The following is a 16,760-nucleotide window of genomic DNA, read 5'->3' on the forward strand; positions in this document are numbered from 1 at the left end:
TTTTTAAGCACAAACCTGCCCCGGGCAAAGAGAACTTCTTTTTCCACATCTTTTTGCTTGGTGGACTTATTTCCCTGAGAAATACGACGACTTTTTGTTTGGATGACCTTTTTGCCACGCATATAAGCCATCTTTTTGATTGGACACCCCTTCTGAAACTCATACGAGACTTTTTTTTATCTGGACAACCAATCTGAAACTCATACGAGTCAACTTTTTGTCTGGACAACCAATCTGAAACTCATACGAGCCATCTTTTTGTTTGGACAACCAATCTGAAACTCATACGAGTCAACTTTTTGTCTGGACGACCAATCTGAAACTCATACGAGCCAACTTTTTGTCTGGACAACCAATCTGAAATTCATACGAGTCAACTTTTTGTCTGGACAAAAAAAAAAGGCCGGGCTGGGAGCCTGACCGTTCTCTTTTATTCTGATACTTTTTTGAAACCTCTTTTTCGGTTTTGTTCCCCTTTTGCAATTACAAAAATCCATTTAAATTTTTGCAAAATTAAATTTATAGATTGCCTGTTCCTTGTAGCCACTTCTGCTAACAGTTAAAACAATAGCCCCAAATAGCTATCGGTGGCATGGCACTTCCCTATCAAACCGAGGTGCAGTTTGAACGGACTACGAAGCTTGAAATAAGCACTTTTCCTGCCATTGCCTATACTAAATGTTGTGGGTAATTTTTACAATCCTAAACGTTCAAGTTCATCTTTCAAATTTACTCCCTTTAACAGAGGTATTGTTTTAAAACCAAGCCTGTTTGCAGCATTAATATTCTCCTGATTGTCATCAATAAATAATGATTCATTCGCTCTTAATCCATATCGGGTAAGTAACAATTGATATATCCGTGCATCAGGTTTTATAATTTTCTCTGTTCCTGAAACTACTATGCCTTCTAATTCCTTGAAAAAAGGATATTGATCAGATACTATTGGAAATGTTTCAGCCGACCAATTCGTGAGCCCAAATAAGCGGTATTTATCTTTCAAATCCTTTATTAAAGCTGCATTTTCTTCGATTGCTCCTCCAACCATTTTTGCCCAATCAGAATAATAATTCCTAATCTCTTTTTCGTATTGAGGGAATTTTTTCACTAATTCTTCAGTTGCTTCATTTAATGGGCGACCTGCATCTTGTCTGATATTCCATTCGGTACTGCAAACGTCCTTTAAAAAGTATTCCATTTCTGCTTCATCCTGAAATACATTGCGATAAAGGTATCTCGGATTCCAATCAATCAGTACACCTCCAAAATCGAATATTATGTTTTTTATTTTCATATGATTATTATTTTATGTTTTTGCCATATAGCCTGTCCCGAACTTGTTTCGGGAGAACTTACCATGCTGAAATAATCATCTCCCTGTGTGTCAAAATCGCTTTGGCATAAACGTTTTATAATTATTCCGTAATTTCAACCCAATTGCCTTCACTATCTTCAATAACACTCTCATAAAAGCCATCTCCTGTAGTTCTTGGTTCTCCCACAATTTTATATCCATCAATTCGTAATTGTTCGGTTAGTTTATCAACTTTCCCTTTACTCCCAACTGATATTGAAAAATGAGTTAATCCAAAAGAAATGGAATGTTCTCCACCTAAGTCCGTAATACCAGGTTTGTGCATAATTTCTATTCGGGTTGAAGATCCTTCGAAAGATAAAAAACAGGAAGAAAAGTTCTTTTTAGTGTTGGTGTATTTTTCACCACACTTCATTTCAAAATACTTGATGTAAAATTCTTTTACTTTTTCTAAATCATGTACCCAAATTGCTATATGTTCAATTTTCATCTGTTTATAGTTTCATACCGTTCTAAATTATAATTACAGCGCAAAGGTAAGGGGTAGTAAATTTAAGAAATTGTATATTTTAAGCAGGTTAAAATAATTTAAAATTATAATTAATGATTTTGCTTTCCTTATCAGCCAATTTTATTAATGCCTGATAAGCTGACGGTGTTTGGTTTACGAACATTTTAAATTCACGAATGAAGTGTGCCTGGTCGAAATATCCTGAATTTGATCCTATTGAAGTCAGATTATCCTTACTGTCGATCAAACTGCAAAGCGATTTGCGAAATTTAATCAGTCTCTCAAATTTCTTAGGAGTGATTCCAACAATTTGGGTAAAATTTCTGTTAAGCGCTGTATAATTTGTTCCTGTTCTTTTGCAATAATCTTCAATAGAACATGTCTCATCATTCCACCTGAATTGTTTGTAAAAATCCATTATTTGAAAAACTGCAGCATGTGATTTTTCGCAATGTAAATCACTTAACAGTTCGTAAAGCTTGTCAATTAATACAGTGTTCGAATCGCTGACAGAACAATTAAGAATGTCCTTTATTCCTTTTGTTTCAGGCGGGTAATAAATTGAATGATCAATTAGCTTTTTTCCTTGAATCTGAATAAAAGGATATAAACCAAAGGCAAAAAATCTTACTCCAATTATTTTAGTGCCGGCGGGATAAACTAATACTGTGTTTTTAGTAGAAATGCCTTCTATTTGCGGGGCTTCAATTAACATTTCATCTCGTTTGTATGCAGAATGATTCAGTGTAAAAATTAAGTTAACGTACTGATTTGGAGGGATCATTAATTCTACTTCTGTTTCCTTATTCTCTGCAACCCAAATTCTTTCAATCAAATCTGGAAATAGTTCAGCTTTGTATGTTTTTATAGTAAGCAATTCGTTTTTTTTATTTACAAACAAGCTGTTGCATGGTGGTGCTTTGCTAATTTTCTAAAAGACATTTCAATTCATCACCCGTTATAGATGGAATAAACTCAGTTGCATGTCTGCGATACGATAAACACAGTCACCCAATTATTGATTTAAATACTCTTCTGTGGTTTGCACTGTTGAGTAAAAATAATTTAATGCTGATAAAAAACTATTCTGAACTTCATTGGCTTCAACAACTTTTCCATTGTATTCTAAATCTTTTGTTGCACAAGCATCACCAATAACAGAAATAGTAAATCCAAAATCTTTTGCCGCTCTTGTTGTTGCATCAACACACATATGGGTCATCATACCGCATATTACCAAATCAGTTGTTTGTGTTTCTTCAAGATATTGCATCAGGTCTGTTTCTCTGAAACTATTTGGATAATGTTTAACTACTATCTTCTCACTTTTTAAAGGACTGATTGTCTGATGAATTTCTGCTCCTTTTGTATTTGGTAAAAAGAATGATGCATCAGGCCGTGTTGCAATGTGCTGAATAAAAATTACGGGCAATGCCTCTGCTCTAAATTTGTCTAAAAGAAGTTTTGCTTTCCGGCAGGCTTTATCCGAATGAACAAGAGTCATTGTTCCATTTTCAAAATAATCATTCTGAATATCTATTATAATCAGTGCTTTTTTCATTTTTATCCATTTCAATTTTAAATACTATGTGTCTGAGTGTTGCATGGCACTTTCCTGTCAGATTACAGAAAAGTTGAAGCGACAACAAATCTTGAATTTACTACTTAACCGGCTCTTTCTTACCTTAGCCATTTGTGTACTCTGTTTATTTTTTCAATTTATCAAAGGTAGTTATAAACCATCTAATCCTGCTTGAAATATGCAATGCAAGATATACCAATAAAATTAACGCAATTTTGTCGTGAATTTCGATAAAGGTATTAAGTATAGATTCATCTCCTCCTGTTAATTTTATGAGCCAAGGCAAGAAACCCGTTAATGCAACGAGAAGAAAGAGAATTGAAAGAGTTATTACATGTCTGTTTTTAGCAATCAGATTCTTCTTTACAACAGCTTTAAACCATCGCCAATGCAAATTGATATGATAAACCAGGAAAAAGGAAAAAATAATGACAGAAATTTTATGAATTATTAACCATTCAGAATGACTTAAACCCCAAACAGATTTAATAATATCTATTCCGTCATGATTCCCTATGTGATATTTAATCTGTATCAATAAACCGGAAAATACCATAATCAATCCCAAAAGCAGTAACCCAAGATTTATTTTTAAGCTAAGAGATGGACTTTTCATTTGAATAATTCCTCCTTATTGAATGTTTTTTCAATCTTGGTAAGCCACATCTTACGTTTTTCGTCAGATGCTTGTTTTACCATAGTAAAGCTAATCCATTTCCTGTTTTTATAACCTAACTTCCAAAATGTTCCTCTGATTACGGCTTTTTGTATAGCATTGCCAAAAATAATCCGATACAAAATACTTGGTGTGTTCATGGTAGTAATCACTGTTACTCCCTTTATATTTGTCAATAGAGGTTTCATTTTTGTGTTGCTGCCATCTACATAATCATAAGCGACTCCCGGAAAAATAACTTTATCTATAAACCCTTTCATTAAGGCAGGCATAAGCTCCCACCAAATAGGGAAGATAAAAACAACATGGTCTGCTTTTTCGAGTCTGTTTTTATACTCAATAACTTTGGGATCTACTGGTTGTTTGTCTCTAAATGCTTTTAGGTCTTGAGAAGTCATTACGGGATTAAAGCCCTCTTTGTCAAGATTAATAATATCTATGTCATGGTTTGCTTGTTGAAGTCCGCCTGTTACTGAATTTAAGATTGCGTTACAATAACTTCCTTCGTAAGGATGATTAAATACAATTACTACTTTCATAATTATGCTGTTTAATGTTTAAAATTTACAACACAAAAGTCAGTAATCAAAAACGACCTAACGATAACAATTGTTAAGAAATCAATATGGCTTTCTATTTCTAATCCTGCTAAGCGAAATTGGAGTTATGCCTAAAAAAGAGGCGATATAATGCTGAGGAATTCGTTTAATTATTTCAGGATGGTTATTAATTAAATCCATATATCGCTCCTTGGGAGTATCTTTTATCCTGGAAAGAAAAAGCAGTCCATAATTACTAAAACGTTGGAAAATAAAGTCATGAAATTGATCTTTAAATTCTGGATAGATTTTGAAAAGTTCTGAAAAGTCCTCTTTCCCAATTGAAATAATAGTTGAAGGTTCTATGCTCTCAATTGTAAACAGGCTTGGTTTGTTGCTCATGAAACTGTCAATTGAAGCAACAGGCTGCCCTTCCAAAAAGAATTGAAAAGTAATGTCTTTTCCATCTTTATTAAACCACTCACGCAAACACCCTTTCCTTATAAAATAAATATTTTTTGCAGGCTCTCCCTCTCTTAATAAGATCGTTTTAGAATCAATTTCTCTTTCAATGAAAGCCTCATGAAACCTTGCCCAATTCTTTTTATCTTCTTTTATTGTATTAATCAATTTGTCAAACATTATCAGGACTGTTAGAAGTTTATTAGCATAACATACAACGCCAGTCTGTCTAAAAACGAATCAAACTGCTCAATTAAGTTTTAAATATAGCGGCTTTAAGGATGCATAAAAACTGAAAAAGATTTTATTTATAAATAGAATTGAAGTTCTTATTTGGAGCACTTTTATCTCTAACGACACCTTAGTTCAAGAGTGCTGATAATCTTAAAAAACTGCTGAAATTCGCGACAAAAAAGACTGAGATAATGCTTAGTCCACCACTTGTTTTTCCATTGCAATGAACCCATTTGGCTCATTTAAGTTGTTTTTAAGTCTTAACAAATTTAAAGTTTCTGGATTTTAACCTAAAAAAGGAAGCTTTAAAAGCTCGCTAATCAGCAAACTTTTAAAGCTTTCATCTTATTTTTTTAGAAATAGTAATCGGTTGTGCAAGGGTTACCGTTTTCAGCCATTGCTGTTTTATTCAAAATCAATGTTCCAATTATTTCTCAACGACTGCAATTTAGGAACAACACAAGACTTCTTATCATTTTCAACGGACACAAAAATCGGAACAAAATCGCCGTTCTTTTTATCACTCATAATCGAATAGTCAGTTGTAAATGATTCTCCAATTATTTTATTTCCACTTCTTGTTTCATATTCATAATGCACAATAATTCCTTGTCCAAAATTAAAAACAGGAAGTCCGGATTTTAGCATCATCGAAACTATCTTTCCTTTTGATACTTTTCCGAATTTGTAGAGTTTAAGTTCCTTTTTCAAGTATAAGATTGAATAGATTAAAAAAGGCAATCCAATAATCAGAAACGGGATTGGTATGATTAAAAAGAACCAAATTGAAAATCCATATGGTTTTAGGTCTTTTAGTATTGAATTTCCATTGAGTTCTTTGATTTCAATATCATCTCCGATTTCTAAATTTTCTATTTTTCTTTCTTCCAGAACTTTATATTTAGATTCAATTTCTTTTCCATTCTCTGAATATTTGTATGAAATTATTGTTGGGTGAACTCCGTTAATCGTCACATTGTATTGAGTTTCAATGTCCGTTATTTCAGCAGTAGTTTCTTTTCCCTGCGAATTTATCAATTCATAATCAATTTCCGGCGCGTCGTTTCCAAATGACGAAAACACTATCGATAAAACAATAACAAGGAATATTGGAATTAGAGCAAAAAGAAAGCCAAAAAGCATTGGAATCGGTTTCTTTTTCAGGATATTAAGTATGGTTGAGAATTTAATTTTTCTAGGCATAATTCGTTCGTTTTTCTAATAGTGGTTAACTTCTAAATAAAGCCATGGGCTCTATTTCGTTTGCATTTATAGTAAAAGTGTATTTAGCAACCCATATCCGGCAGTAATAAACACTTATGATATTCAGTCCGCGAATCTACGAAACTAACATCGCTTAACAAAAAAATAATAAAGAAAAGGACGACCAAAAGGAATAAAAAAAACAGACCAAGCCAGAGCCCCAATTATTGTATGCACTGAGAGCCTCACTTACAATGAGGCTCTCAGATTTAAAATATAACAATCAGGACTATATTGCTTTTATCGAAACAGATTTCCTGTGAGGGGGAAATTGCTAAAACTCTGACAGATTTTCGACACTTTCAGGATTTTGCAATTGGTAAGTATTACAGAAAAACAGTCCGAATAAATGTAAATATACTGACCTTTCAAGCTTATTCTATCATAATGTAAGCTTACCCTTAATTGGTAAGAATAATCCCTCCTTTAGCTTGAATGGTCAATTGAATTTTCCCGGTTTTTTTAATACTAATGTTGTCTTTAAACGGAACAAAATCTTTGTTGTCGCCATATCTTGTAATTAATTTTCCGGCCAACATGGGAAGCTCCACCTCTATATTCAACGGTTCATGCTCAGCATTTACACCAACTACATACCATTTGGAAGCATGACGACGAGCCAAAATGCAATATTTTCCCGGATAGCCGTCGATAAATACTGTTTCATCCCAGGTTGTTGGCACCTCTTTCATAAATTCAATTTCGAATGCAGGAACATCGGTAAGGTTATTGGGCGCAATGGCAAACATCTGAACCGGGTTTTGGTACAGAACAGCTGTTGCCAATTGAAAAACATCCGAGGTGCGACGAATGTTGCCCCCATCGTTATTCCTGTTGTGCCGTTTATTAAGCAAAACAGGGCCAAATTCCATAGATCCCACTGCATTACGAATAAAGGGATGTAAGCAGGCATTATAGGCTTCCATATCATTGGCATGTTGTTGAAAAATAAGGTTTTCAGAAGCCCGTACGGCTTCACTGCCCACAAAATTCGGATACATCCGCTCCCATCCCCGGGGAAGGGTGGTTCCATGAAAAACAATCATCAATCCATAATCGTTGGCATCAGAAAGGATGTCTTCGTACAGCTTCATGCTTTCTTGTTTATCCCCTCCAAAAAAGTCAATTTTCAATCCCTTTACACCCAGGCTTTGCAGCCATTTCATTTCTTTCTTACGAATAATCGTATTATTCATTTTGTTTTTGGGTCCTTGCGGAGCATCATTCCAATAACCATTGGAGTTGTACCATAAAAAAACATCCACTCCTTTCGACTGCGCATATTTAATTAAAGAAGGCATCCGATCGTAACCAACTTGTGTGTCCCACATCGCATCCATCAAAATGTATTCATACCCCATCTCGGCAGCCAAATCGATATAGGTTACCTGATCATCGTAATTCATACTTTCATCCTGCCACATAATCCAGCTCCAGGTAGAACGTCCGTATTTATATTCCAGCGATGGTTCATACAAAGGTTCAACAACATCAAAAGGGATGGTTGTTTCAACAATCTGTTTCAGATCATCACTTACAGTGATTGTTCTCCATGGAGTAAAATTCGGTAATGAAAATGCCGGCGCGGCACTTCCGATACCATTATTTTCACCTAAATCCGGAAAACGAATAGAATATAAACCATCGGAAGTTCCTTCACTTAAATGCGAGGCACAATACGAGCTACTTACTCCTGTTTCCGAAACCAATACCCAGCCATCACTACCAATGTGAAAAAGCGACGGAAAAGTATAACCTTGTCCATATTTTGAAGATGTTCCCATGGGTTCATCAGGAATATATTCTTCTTCGTAACTAGGTTTGGTTCTTTCCCATCCAATCATTGGAGTAGCCTGTGGGGTAAGGAAAGTGGTTGTTTTATTTGGGAAATTAAATCCGGTAACTTCTTTTTCAACAACACAACTTTTACTATTTCCGTATTGAGGCAACTGATAACGGAATGCAATATCATTGTTGCTTACACGGAAAATAATTTCAATTTTTTGTCCCTTTTTATTCGATAAAGCCACTGTTAGTTCGTTTGCCTGATAAATAACAGTCGATTTTTTTATTCGATCCTGAGTATATTTTTTGTCAATTTTCCCATAATCTGTTGCCATTAACTCCATTTCCTGACTGAAATCTCCAACATTAGTGATTAATCCAAGCGGTGAATCATCCAGCATTAAAATACCATTGTAATTTACTGTATAAACAGGCTTACCGTCTTTTACCAAAACAGATACACCTAGTTTGCCATCGGGGCTGATTGCCTTATATTCCTGAGAAAACAAGGAAATTGACAACAACATTAAAACATAAACAATAATGTACTTTTTCATAAAAAATATAATTAAAATTTTAAGGTAACGGAATAGAAGCCATTTTATAAACGCGAATTCAAAAACCGCTTCAAAATTAAATAGTAAGCCATCGATGTACTGCTATCTTTTTAGCTTTGCGCATCACAGTAAAAGTGCTTTGTACTTTTATTTTTTTAAAAATACTAAACATTATTTAGAAGATTGATCTTGACTTCTCAGAATGGTTCCAAATAAAGGATAAAAAAAGAAATGCTAAAACTCTGACAGGTCTTCGACACTGTCAGGATTTGGCAATTATTCTGCACAACAGAGCAGTACAGGTGCTCTCACTTACAATGAAACCCTTTGATTTTAAAACTGAAATTTGAGCCTTGGCTATATTGTTTTTATCGAACCGGATTTTCCTGGGGGGTAATTACTAAAACTCTGACAGGTCTCCGACGCTGTCAGGATTTAGCAATTATTCAGCATAAATAAATTACTAAAGAATGTAAGAAGACCATTCCGAAAGTCTGGGCTGGAAGGAAATAAAAAAAGGGTGGCTTAGAACTGTAGCCACCCTCCTTAGATTATTAGCGAACGACCATGAGTCGTTTCGTTACTATAAATTGATCTGTTTGAATGGATATAAAATAATTTCCGGAAACCAGATCATTAATATTAATTCTGTGTTTCTCTCTAGGCTGTATGGTTTTCACTACCTGCCCACGACTATTCAAGATTAAGATTTTAATCACATCGTCGTCGGGTAAATCGATGCTCACAAAATCGCGTGATGGATTTGGATAAATCTTAACAATTTTCTCAAAAATCTCTTTCAATCCTGTTGGCTGACTTACAGTAAAAAACTGAAATTCTTCGGCGGACTTAATATTAGCGTTTCCATCCTGATGAGCCCGAACTTTAAATTCGCCTGGTAAAGTTGGTGTTAGTATGGATCCATTAAGTTCACCATTACCTTCCAACAGCTCGAAAGCAACCGTTAATCCTTCCGAAGAAACGGCACTCAGTTGAATTGGCTCTCCAACAACTACAAGGCCTTCAATAGGCTCGAAAGTTATCGTCTGACTTGCTTTTTCAACAGTAAACGTTCTGCTTACCGATTCTGCCGCTTCATAGTTCTCATTACCTGCCTGCACCGCTTTTACAACAACTGTTCCGGCTCCGGTAAGTGTCAGTTCTTTTCCGGATAGAGTTGCCGGGCCTGATACCAGTTCGAAATTGACTTCCAGTCCTGATGAAGCACTTGCTGCTAATTCAAAAGCAGGATCGCCAAAGGTTTTATCTGCAAGAGCAGCGAAAGTAATGGTTTGACTTTCTTTACTTCCTGCAACTGTAAATGTTCTGCTTACTGATTCTGCCGCTTCGTAGTTCTCATTACCTGCCTGCACTGCTTTTACAACAACTGTTCCAGCACCGGTAAGTGTCAGTTCTTTTCCGGATAAGGTTGCCGGACCTGATACCAGTTCGAAGCTTACTTCCAGTCCTGATGAAGCACTTGCTGCTAATTCGAAAGCAGGATCGCCAAAGGTTTTATCTGCAAGAGCAGCGAAAGTAATGGTTTGACTTTCTTTACTTCCTGCAACTGTAAATGTTCTGCTTACCGATTCTGCCGCTTCGTAATTCTCATTACCTGCCTGCACTGCTTTTACAACAACTGTTCCCGCTCCGGTAAGTGTCAGTTCTTTTCCGGATAGAGTTGCCGGGCCTGATACCAATTCGAAATTGACTTCCAGTCCTGATGAAGCACTTGCCACCAATTCAAAAGCAGGATCGCCGTAGGTTTTGTCTGTCAATTCCGCGAAAGCGATATCCTGAGAAGCTTTATTCACAGTAAACGTTCTGCTTACCGATTCTGCGGCTTCGTAATTCTCATTACCTGCCTGCACTGCTTTTACAACAACTGTTCCGGCTCCGGTAAGTGTCAGTTCTTTTCCGGATAAGGTTGCCGGGCCTGATACCAATTCGAAATTGACTTCCAATCCTGATGAAGCACTTGCTGCTAATTCGAAAGCAGGATCGCCGTAGGTTTTGTCTGTCAATTCCGCGAAAGCGATATCCTGAGAAGCTTTATTCACAGTAAACGTTCTGCTTACCGATTCTGCAGCTTCGTAGTTCTCATCACCAGTCTGCACTGCTTTTACAACAACTGTTCCGGCTCCGGTAAGTGTCAGTTCTTTTCCGGATAAGGTTGCCGGGCCTGATACCAGTTCGAAATTGACTTCCAATCCTGATGAAGCACTTGCTACTAATTCGAAAGCAGGATCGCCAAAGGTTTTGTCTGTCAATTCCGCGAAAGTGATCGTTTGCGATTTTTTACTGATTTTGTCTGAACGTAATTTTAAACGCAGCAATATAGGATGATGATCGGATATACTAACACTCTCCTCGCTTGTATTGTTGGTCAGAACCTGATATTCATCGTACAATTCATTGGAAATTGTAATGTGATCGATATTGGTACTTGAAGTAATTACATGATCGAAATAATCTTTGGTTTCGAACCATGATGCATAAGGAGAGGAAGCCCCGCTGGTCATACTTCCTTCTAAATAATCGTTGTAATCACCCAAAATCACCAAATTATCGTTGGAATAGTTGGTATTCAACTCATTCATCAGGAATTTCGCATCAGCTAATTTTCGGGAGTGACTATCCTGACAACACTTGGCGTGAATGTTCACCAACTTGATGTTCTCTTTCATGCCATTAATGAATACCTCTGCTTCGAATAGATATGGCAAACGTCCCGAAGCCCAGAAACTGGAAGCATCGCCTGTGTACCCATCAATGGAAGCGGTAGATGTATCGGGATATAAATCAGAAAACATCGAGAAATCGCCTAAGTTACTCACTGTTGTTTGGTTGTAGATGTAACAAACACGCTGAGCCGGATAATCTGTACTTGGAGCTGAATCGTCATGAGAATATCTTGCACCCATACTGGCTGCATACACATTATCTCCTGCCAAAACATTCAACTTCTCAACCAAAGGCTGCAGAAAATCACCATTTACATTATCGGAAACTAATTCCTGAATGGCATAAATATCGGCATCCAATTCAATGATTTTCTCAGAAACAGCAGTCAACTGCTCATCGAAGGAAGATGCATGTTTCGACATTGTTGGAGATCCAAACCACTCCAAATTCCACGATACAATATCCAGGGTTTTATCTCTACCCAAAGTTGAAGCGTCAGCAATTTCGGTTGATGCCAAAGAGCTTACAGCGACAACAAGCGATTCGGCCGCTTTTGCTTTGTGAGTAATCGTTCCTGCAGATCCATTAATTACAGCTGTTTTTGGCGCGAAACGAACCGTAATCAACACTGGTGAGACTTCTGATTGATCAATACTTAGCTTTGATTTATAAGTACTTCCATCTAAAGAAATTTCATAATTATCGCTGGCCTGAATGCTAATATCGCCTTCTATTTTATCGAAATTTAATTCATATAACATAGGCTCGCTAACCGCGCCAACTTCTGTAAATGGAAATTTCAAATCAGCAATAAGATTGCTTGATAAACTTCCGGTTAATGGAATTTTATTTCCTTCAACCACCACATCATCTACCTGATAGGTTGTAGTAACAGAACTGCCGTCGCCGGTATATTTAAAGGCGATGTATGCTGTTCCTTCATATGCAGACAAATCGATATCGCCGGATTCTACAAAGTCGGCTCCATAAGCAGTATTGTTTCTTTCATCAATTGCGGCATCCAATTTTTGCCAGGTGGCTGCACTTACATCGCCGCCATCGTAATCGGTAGAAATAAACACCTCTAAGGCAAGTCCCTGAAAATAACCATTCTTGGTTTTAAAAGTCAGTTTCTCATTATTATAGGCATCCAGATCCAATTCAGGAGAAATTAACCACGAAACCACTTTACCAGTGGCTTTGTAGGCCGACATTTGCATGTACTTATTACTTGAAAATTCTGTTATTGCCCAATTTCTGCCGCCAATTTCCGATTTCAAGATCCAATTGCTGTGCGTATCCGTTTCGAAATCCTCATGTAAAAATGCAAGAGGAATCAATGCCGGATCTCCCTCGGTACCCGATACAGCCATCGACTTGGAATTTTCGCCGCTTGTAATTTTCAGATCTCCTGTCACTTTTGCTGAAACAGCTGATTCAGGAACAAATTTCACAGATATTGTGGCCTCTGCAATAGTTCCATCGGCAGCGGTTAAAGCCAAAGAGGAAGAATAGTTGGTGCCGTCTTTGGATATCAGGAAGTGCTGCGGAGATGTTATGCTCACATTTTCGGTTAAAGAATTTGCTGATATCGTAAAAGTCTGAACGGCCGACTCTTCACCAAATTTAACCATGCCGAAATCGGCCAATGTTCCTGTAATTTTAATCTTGGCAGGCTCTGTACCAATTCCGCCATTCCATTCCTGCGCCTTGGCTTCTCCAAAAATGTACTGCACCAATTCAGGATGGTCAACAAAAGGATTTCTATTGTGCTGATATCCGTAAATCACATTGTTTCTTCTTACTTCATACGGATCAACAGGATCTTCCTCGTGCCATTTCAATAAATCGGACAGCTTTCCGTGACGGGCTGCTGATTCAGTTTCCTTGCACTGATCATCAACGGTCATATCCCAACGGGTTGCCATGTAAAAAATCATACGGGCAACATCACCTCTTGCCGATTTAGGTGGAGTATATCCCGGAGCCTCATCGGCAAAATCACGACTGCCACGCACACTATTCTCCTGAGCGTCGGTGGCTCTTAAATGATGACCATCGGTACCTGGCCCATCTGAAGTTCCAAAACCGCCATGCGACTTTGCCCATGTGTGTTCTCTGTTCCATCCTGTACTACCCGATACGTGAGCTGTTTTTGCAATTCCCTGCTCAACATACATTTGCCAGACTTGCGAAGCATTTTTCGGATTCTGATCGCCATCTTCACACATGTTCCAAACGGTGCTGTAAGATTGAGCTTCTGCTCCGGCCTCAATTATGGTATGAATATGCTCACGCAATGCAGTTCCGTTAAATCCAACAGCACTACTGTAATAATCGGCGGGAATTTTCACACTTCCCATGTGATGACTTGGACTTACTGTCTGTACATATTCTTTTGGTGTTAGATTCACAACAATACTTCCATCTCCATTGGTTTCCGGAGCCAAATAAACGTAGTTAGCCAAAATGCTTCCGGTGCTTCCATCATTATCAGCAATACTAATTGAGGCACTAACAGTTGTTCCCAACTGAATTCCTGCAGAAGGATTCGAAATGGAAACCGTCATGCTTTCAGTGCCTTCAACATCGGCATCATCAACAATGGTAAGACTTGCACTTGCCGTGCTTTCGCCTGCCGCAAATGTAAATTGTGCTGCTGACAGTGTATAATCTCCTGCTGTAATTCCCGTACCTGAAATATTCACATCAAGAGTCTGGCTTTCGCTTACTGCTTCACTTGCGGTTGCTGTTAAAGTAATTATTGTTTGATCAGCTTCGCTGGCTGTTGTGGCAGATAAAGCCAAATTTACAGAAGTCAATGTTGGTTCCCCTGATAAATTAACAATTACCGAATTTCCTTCGAAGGAAGCATGACCACTGTACGTATCTCTAAATCCGTTGAATTTAATTTGTTTGCCCAAATTTTCAGGATGATCCTGTAAATTCCAGATATCACGATTTGCTCCTGCTTCCAATTTAAGATTCAGGCAATGATCAAAATTGGTCTCATCCTGAGAATCAGCAATAGAAATATAGTACGCGTTTGTAAATGGTGCTTCAAAATCAGTACCCACCGAAACAATATAACCATAGGCATAATACTCGGCAGAAGTTTCGGACAATGCCAAAGCTTCATTTATGGTAAAAGGACTCGTTTCCGTTCCGTCATTACCTGCACTATCATTATCTGCTATGCTAAGAACTGCACTTACTGTTGTTCCCAACTGAATTCCTGCAGAAGGATTCGAAATGGAAACCGTCATGCTTTCAGTGCCCTCAATATCGGCATCATCAACAATGGTAAGACTTGCACTTGCCGTGCTTTCGCCTGCCGCAAATGTGAATTGTGCTGCTGAAAGTGTATAATCTCCTGCTGTAATTCCCGTACCTGAAATATTCACATCAAGAGTCTGGCTTTCGCTTACCGCTTCACTTGCAGTTGCTGTTAAAGTAATTATTGTTTGATCGGCTTCGCTGGCTGTTGTGGCAGATAAAGCCAAATCAACAGTTATTGCAGTACCAGCGCTGGCATTTGATTTTCCGGGAGTTGGAATTCCTGCAATAAAAGCGGTAGTGTTTCTGGCTCCGCCTTCTCCGTCAGTTGCCCTGTATATGGAATGATTCGCCATATCGCCCGAAGCATTCTCATTTATTTGTCCGCCTTCGATTATTCCTGCCAACAATCCAGCATCATCTGCATCATCGGTATCATAAGCAACAAAATCGACTAAATTCTCTGTTGTTACAGCTGTATTATTTGGAAAATCTGCTGCCGGCGCTTTATACAAGGCAACAGCATCGGCACCATTCTGAAGAGTGAAACCTGAAGGAGACAAATTTACATTTGCAACCTCAGTACTTCCGATTACAAAAAAGCCTTGTGCATTGGTAGACTGCCCGGCAAGATCATAAGTCGCATAAGACAAATCATTACTCCCGTTGTAAAGAACCAAAGTGTATCCATCCAAAGAAGTATTCCCGGCTCCTCCGTCGTACAATTCAACAAATTCCTTTGTGTCTGTACTGGCCTGATCGCAATCCAGTTCATTAATCAGTAAACTCGAAACTACCGGTATTTCAACACTTACTGCCACCACGTATTCCTGACTCGATCCATCTTCTGCAGTTACAGTATAAGTCACCGGATTTGTAAAATCCTGAGATGCACCACTTGCCGGCAAAACAGTTGCCTTATCGGATATTTCAATTACCGGACTAAGGGCTGTTACGTTAGTCGATTCCGGTAAAGTTACACCAATTGTATGTGCGTCTTCGTTAAGGGTTCCGGCTTTGCCATCAATTACAAATGATGTTATGGTCTTTGCCGAACTTTGAACCGGAGCAGATCCATAGGCAGTCCACTGAATATCATCAAGACTTACCTGTTTTCCTCCACCGGAAATATTTTTTATTTCAAGACTAAAAATGCCTTCTACATTAATATCAGTCACAATAAAATCCTGCAATCCGGTAATTTCTTCGGATTGAGCAACAGAAACTCCATTAATGAATAACTCTACCTGTCTTATGTTGGTGGATGTATATTCTTTTTGCACCTTACAACTAAAACTGCTAATTCCATTGGGAATATTTTCCCCTTTTAACGAACTGTCGGTTTTTCCAAAACAAATTGCTTTGCCATTAATCGGTCGGTCACCCCGCGAATTTACATAGCTCCAGCTTTGTGCGTTGTTCCCTTCAAAATTTCCTGTTTCATATGAACTTCCCGAAAGGGGTAAATTCATAAAATCTTCTAATCCCTGACCAAAACTGACTTGGGCGGACATCATAAATAAAGTAAGTAATGTCACCAGACACCACCTCTTACATGTGTAAAATGAAAACATAGGCTTAGTAGTAATTAAAAAATAGTTTGAAAATGAATTTTTCAAGAAGCGTGTACAAAATGGTTGTTTTGAGCATCAAAAATATACAAAATATCAAATAACCGAACATATCAATGTTAAGTTTATGTATCCTTTTGATTAACATTCAATTTTTGATTACGAGCTATCTATCAGCATGTAAAGTACATTCGAACACCATATAAAAAGAGTCTTATATCCCTTACGTTAAAAGAACAATATAATAACTGGATATTTGTGACTTTAGCCAGCCGGAACGACTTTTTCGCTGCACATAGAAGAC

10 protein-coding genes are annotated in these 16,760 nt (G+C 37.6%); all 10 read right to left on the bottom strand.

The features are described from left to right. Positions 1-694 precede the first annotated feature (694 nt). Positions 695-1,294 (bottom strand): HAD family hydrolase, encoded by a 600-nt coding sequence (locus tag ACHZAX_RS13790; RefSeq protein WP_320019535.1) that lies wholly within the window; start codon positions 1,292-1,294, stop codon positions 695-697. Positions 1,295-1,415: 121 nt separating this feature from the next. After that, on the bottom strand, positions 1,416-1,805 hold the full coding sequence (locus tag ACHZAX_RS13795) for a VOC family protein (protein WP_320019536.1): 390 nt from the start codon (positions 1,803-1,805) through the stop codon (positions 1,416-1,418). Positions 1,806-1,893: 88 nt separating this feature from the next. Next, on the bottom strand, positions 1,894-2,703 hold the full coding sequence (locus tag ACHZAX_RS13800) for a helix-turn-helix domain-containing protein (protein WP_101311532.1): 810 nt from the start codon (positions 2,701-2,703) through the stop codon (positions 1,894-1,896). A 138-nt stretch (positions 2,704-2,841) separates the two neighbouring features. Next, entirely contained in the window at positions 2,842-3,387 is a 546-nt protein-coding gene (locus tag ACHZAX_RS13805; protein WP_320019537.1) for a cysteine hydrolase family protein, read from the bottom strand. Between the two features lie 145 nt (positions 3,388-3,532). Further along, positions 3,533-4,024, bottom strand: coding sequence for a DUF4405 domain-containing protein (locus ACHZAX_RS13810; RefSeq protein ID WP_320019538.1), 492 nt, complete (start codon positions 4,022-4,024; stop codon positions 3,533-3,535). Beyond that, positions 4,021-4,623 (bottom strand): NAD(P)H-dependent oxidoreductase, encoded by a 603-nt coding sequence (locus tag ACHZAX_RS13815; RefSeq protein WP_101311535.1) that lies wholly within the window; start codon positions 4,621-4,623, stop codon positions 4,021-4,023. Before ACHZAX_RS13815 ends, ACHZAX_RS13810 begins: the two co-directional genes overlap by 4 nt. 81 nt (positions 4,624-4,704) lie before the next feature. Beyond that, a complete protein-coding gene (locus ACHZAX_RS13820; protein WP_320019539.1) occupies positions 4,705-5,265 on the bottom strand; it encodes a Crp/Fnr family transcriptional regulator in 561 nt (186 codons plus the stop codon). A 459-nt stretch (positions 5,266-5,724) separates the two neighbouring features. Further along, positions 5,725-6,522 (bottom strand): hypothetical protein, encoded by a 798-nt coding sequence (locus ACHZAX_RS13825; protein WP_320019540.1) that lies wholly within the window; start codon positions 6,520-6,522, stop codon positions 5,725-5,727. 461 nt (positions 6,523-6,983) lie between these two features. Continuing rightward, positions 6,984-8,924 carry a glycoside hydrolase family 97 protein gene (locus ACHZAX_RS13830; RefSeq protein ID WP_320019541.1) on the bottom strand — a complete coding sequence of 647 codons (1,941 nt, stop codon included), beginning with the start codon at positions 8,922-8,924 and terminating at the stop codon, positions 6,984-6,986. 554 nt (positions 8,925-9,478) lie between these two features. Then, on the bottom strand, positions 9,479-16,399 hold the full coding sequence (locus ACHZAX_RS13835; RefSeq protein ID WP_320019542.1) for an endonuclease: 6,921 nt from the start codon (positions 16,397-16,399) through the stop codon (positions 9,479-9,481). Between the last annotated feature and the right edge of the window lie 361 nt (positions 16,400-16,760).

Source organism: Labilibaculum manganireducens, assembly GCF_963665805.2.
Lineage (GTDB): Bacteria > Bacteroidota > Bacteroidia > Bacteroidales > Marinifilaceae > Labilibaculum > Labilibaculum manganireducens.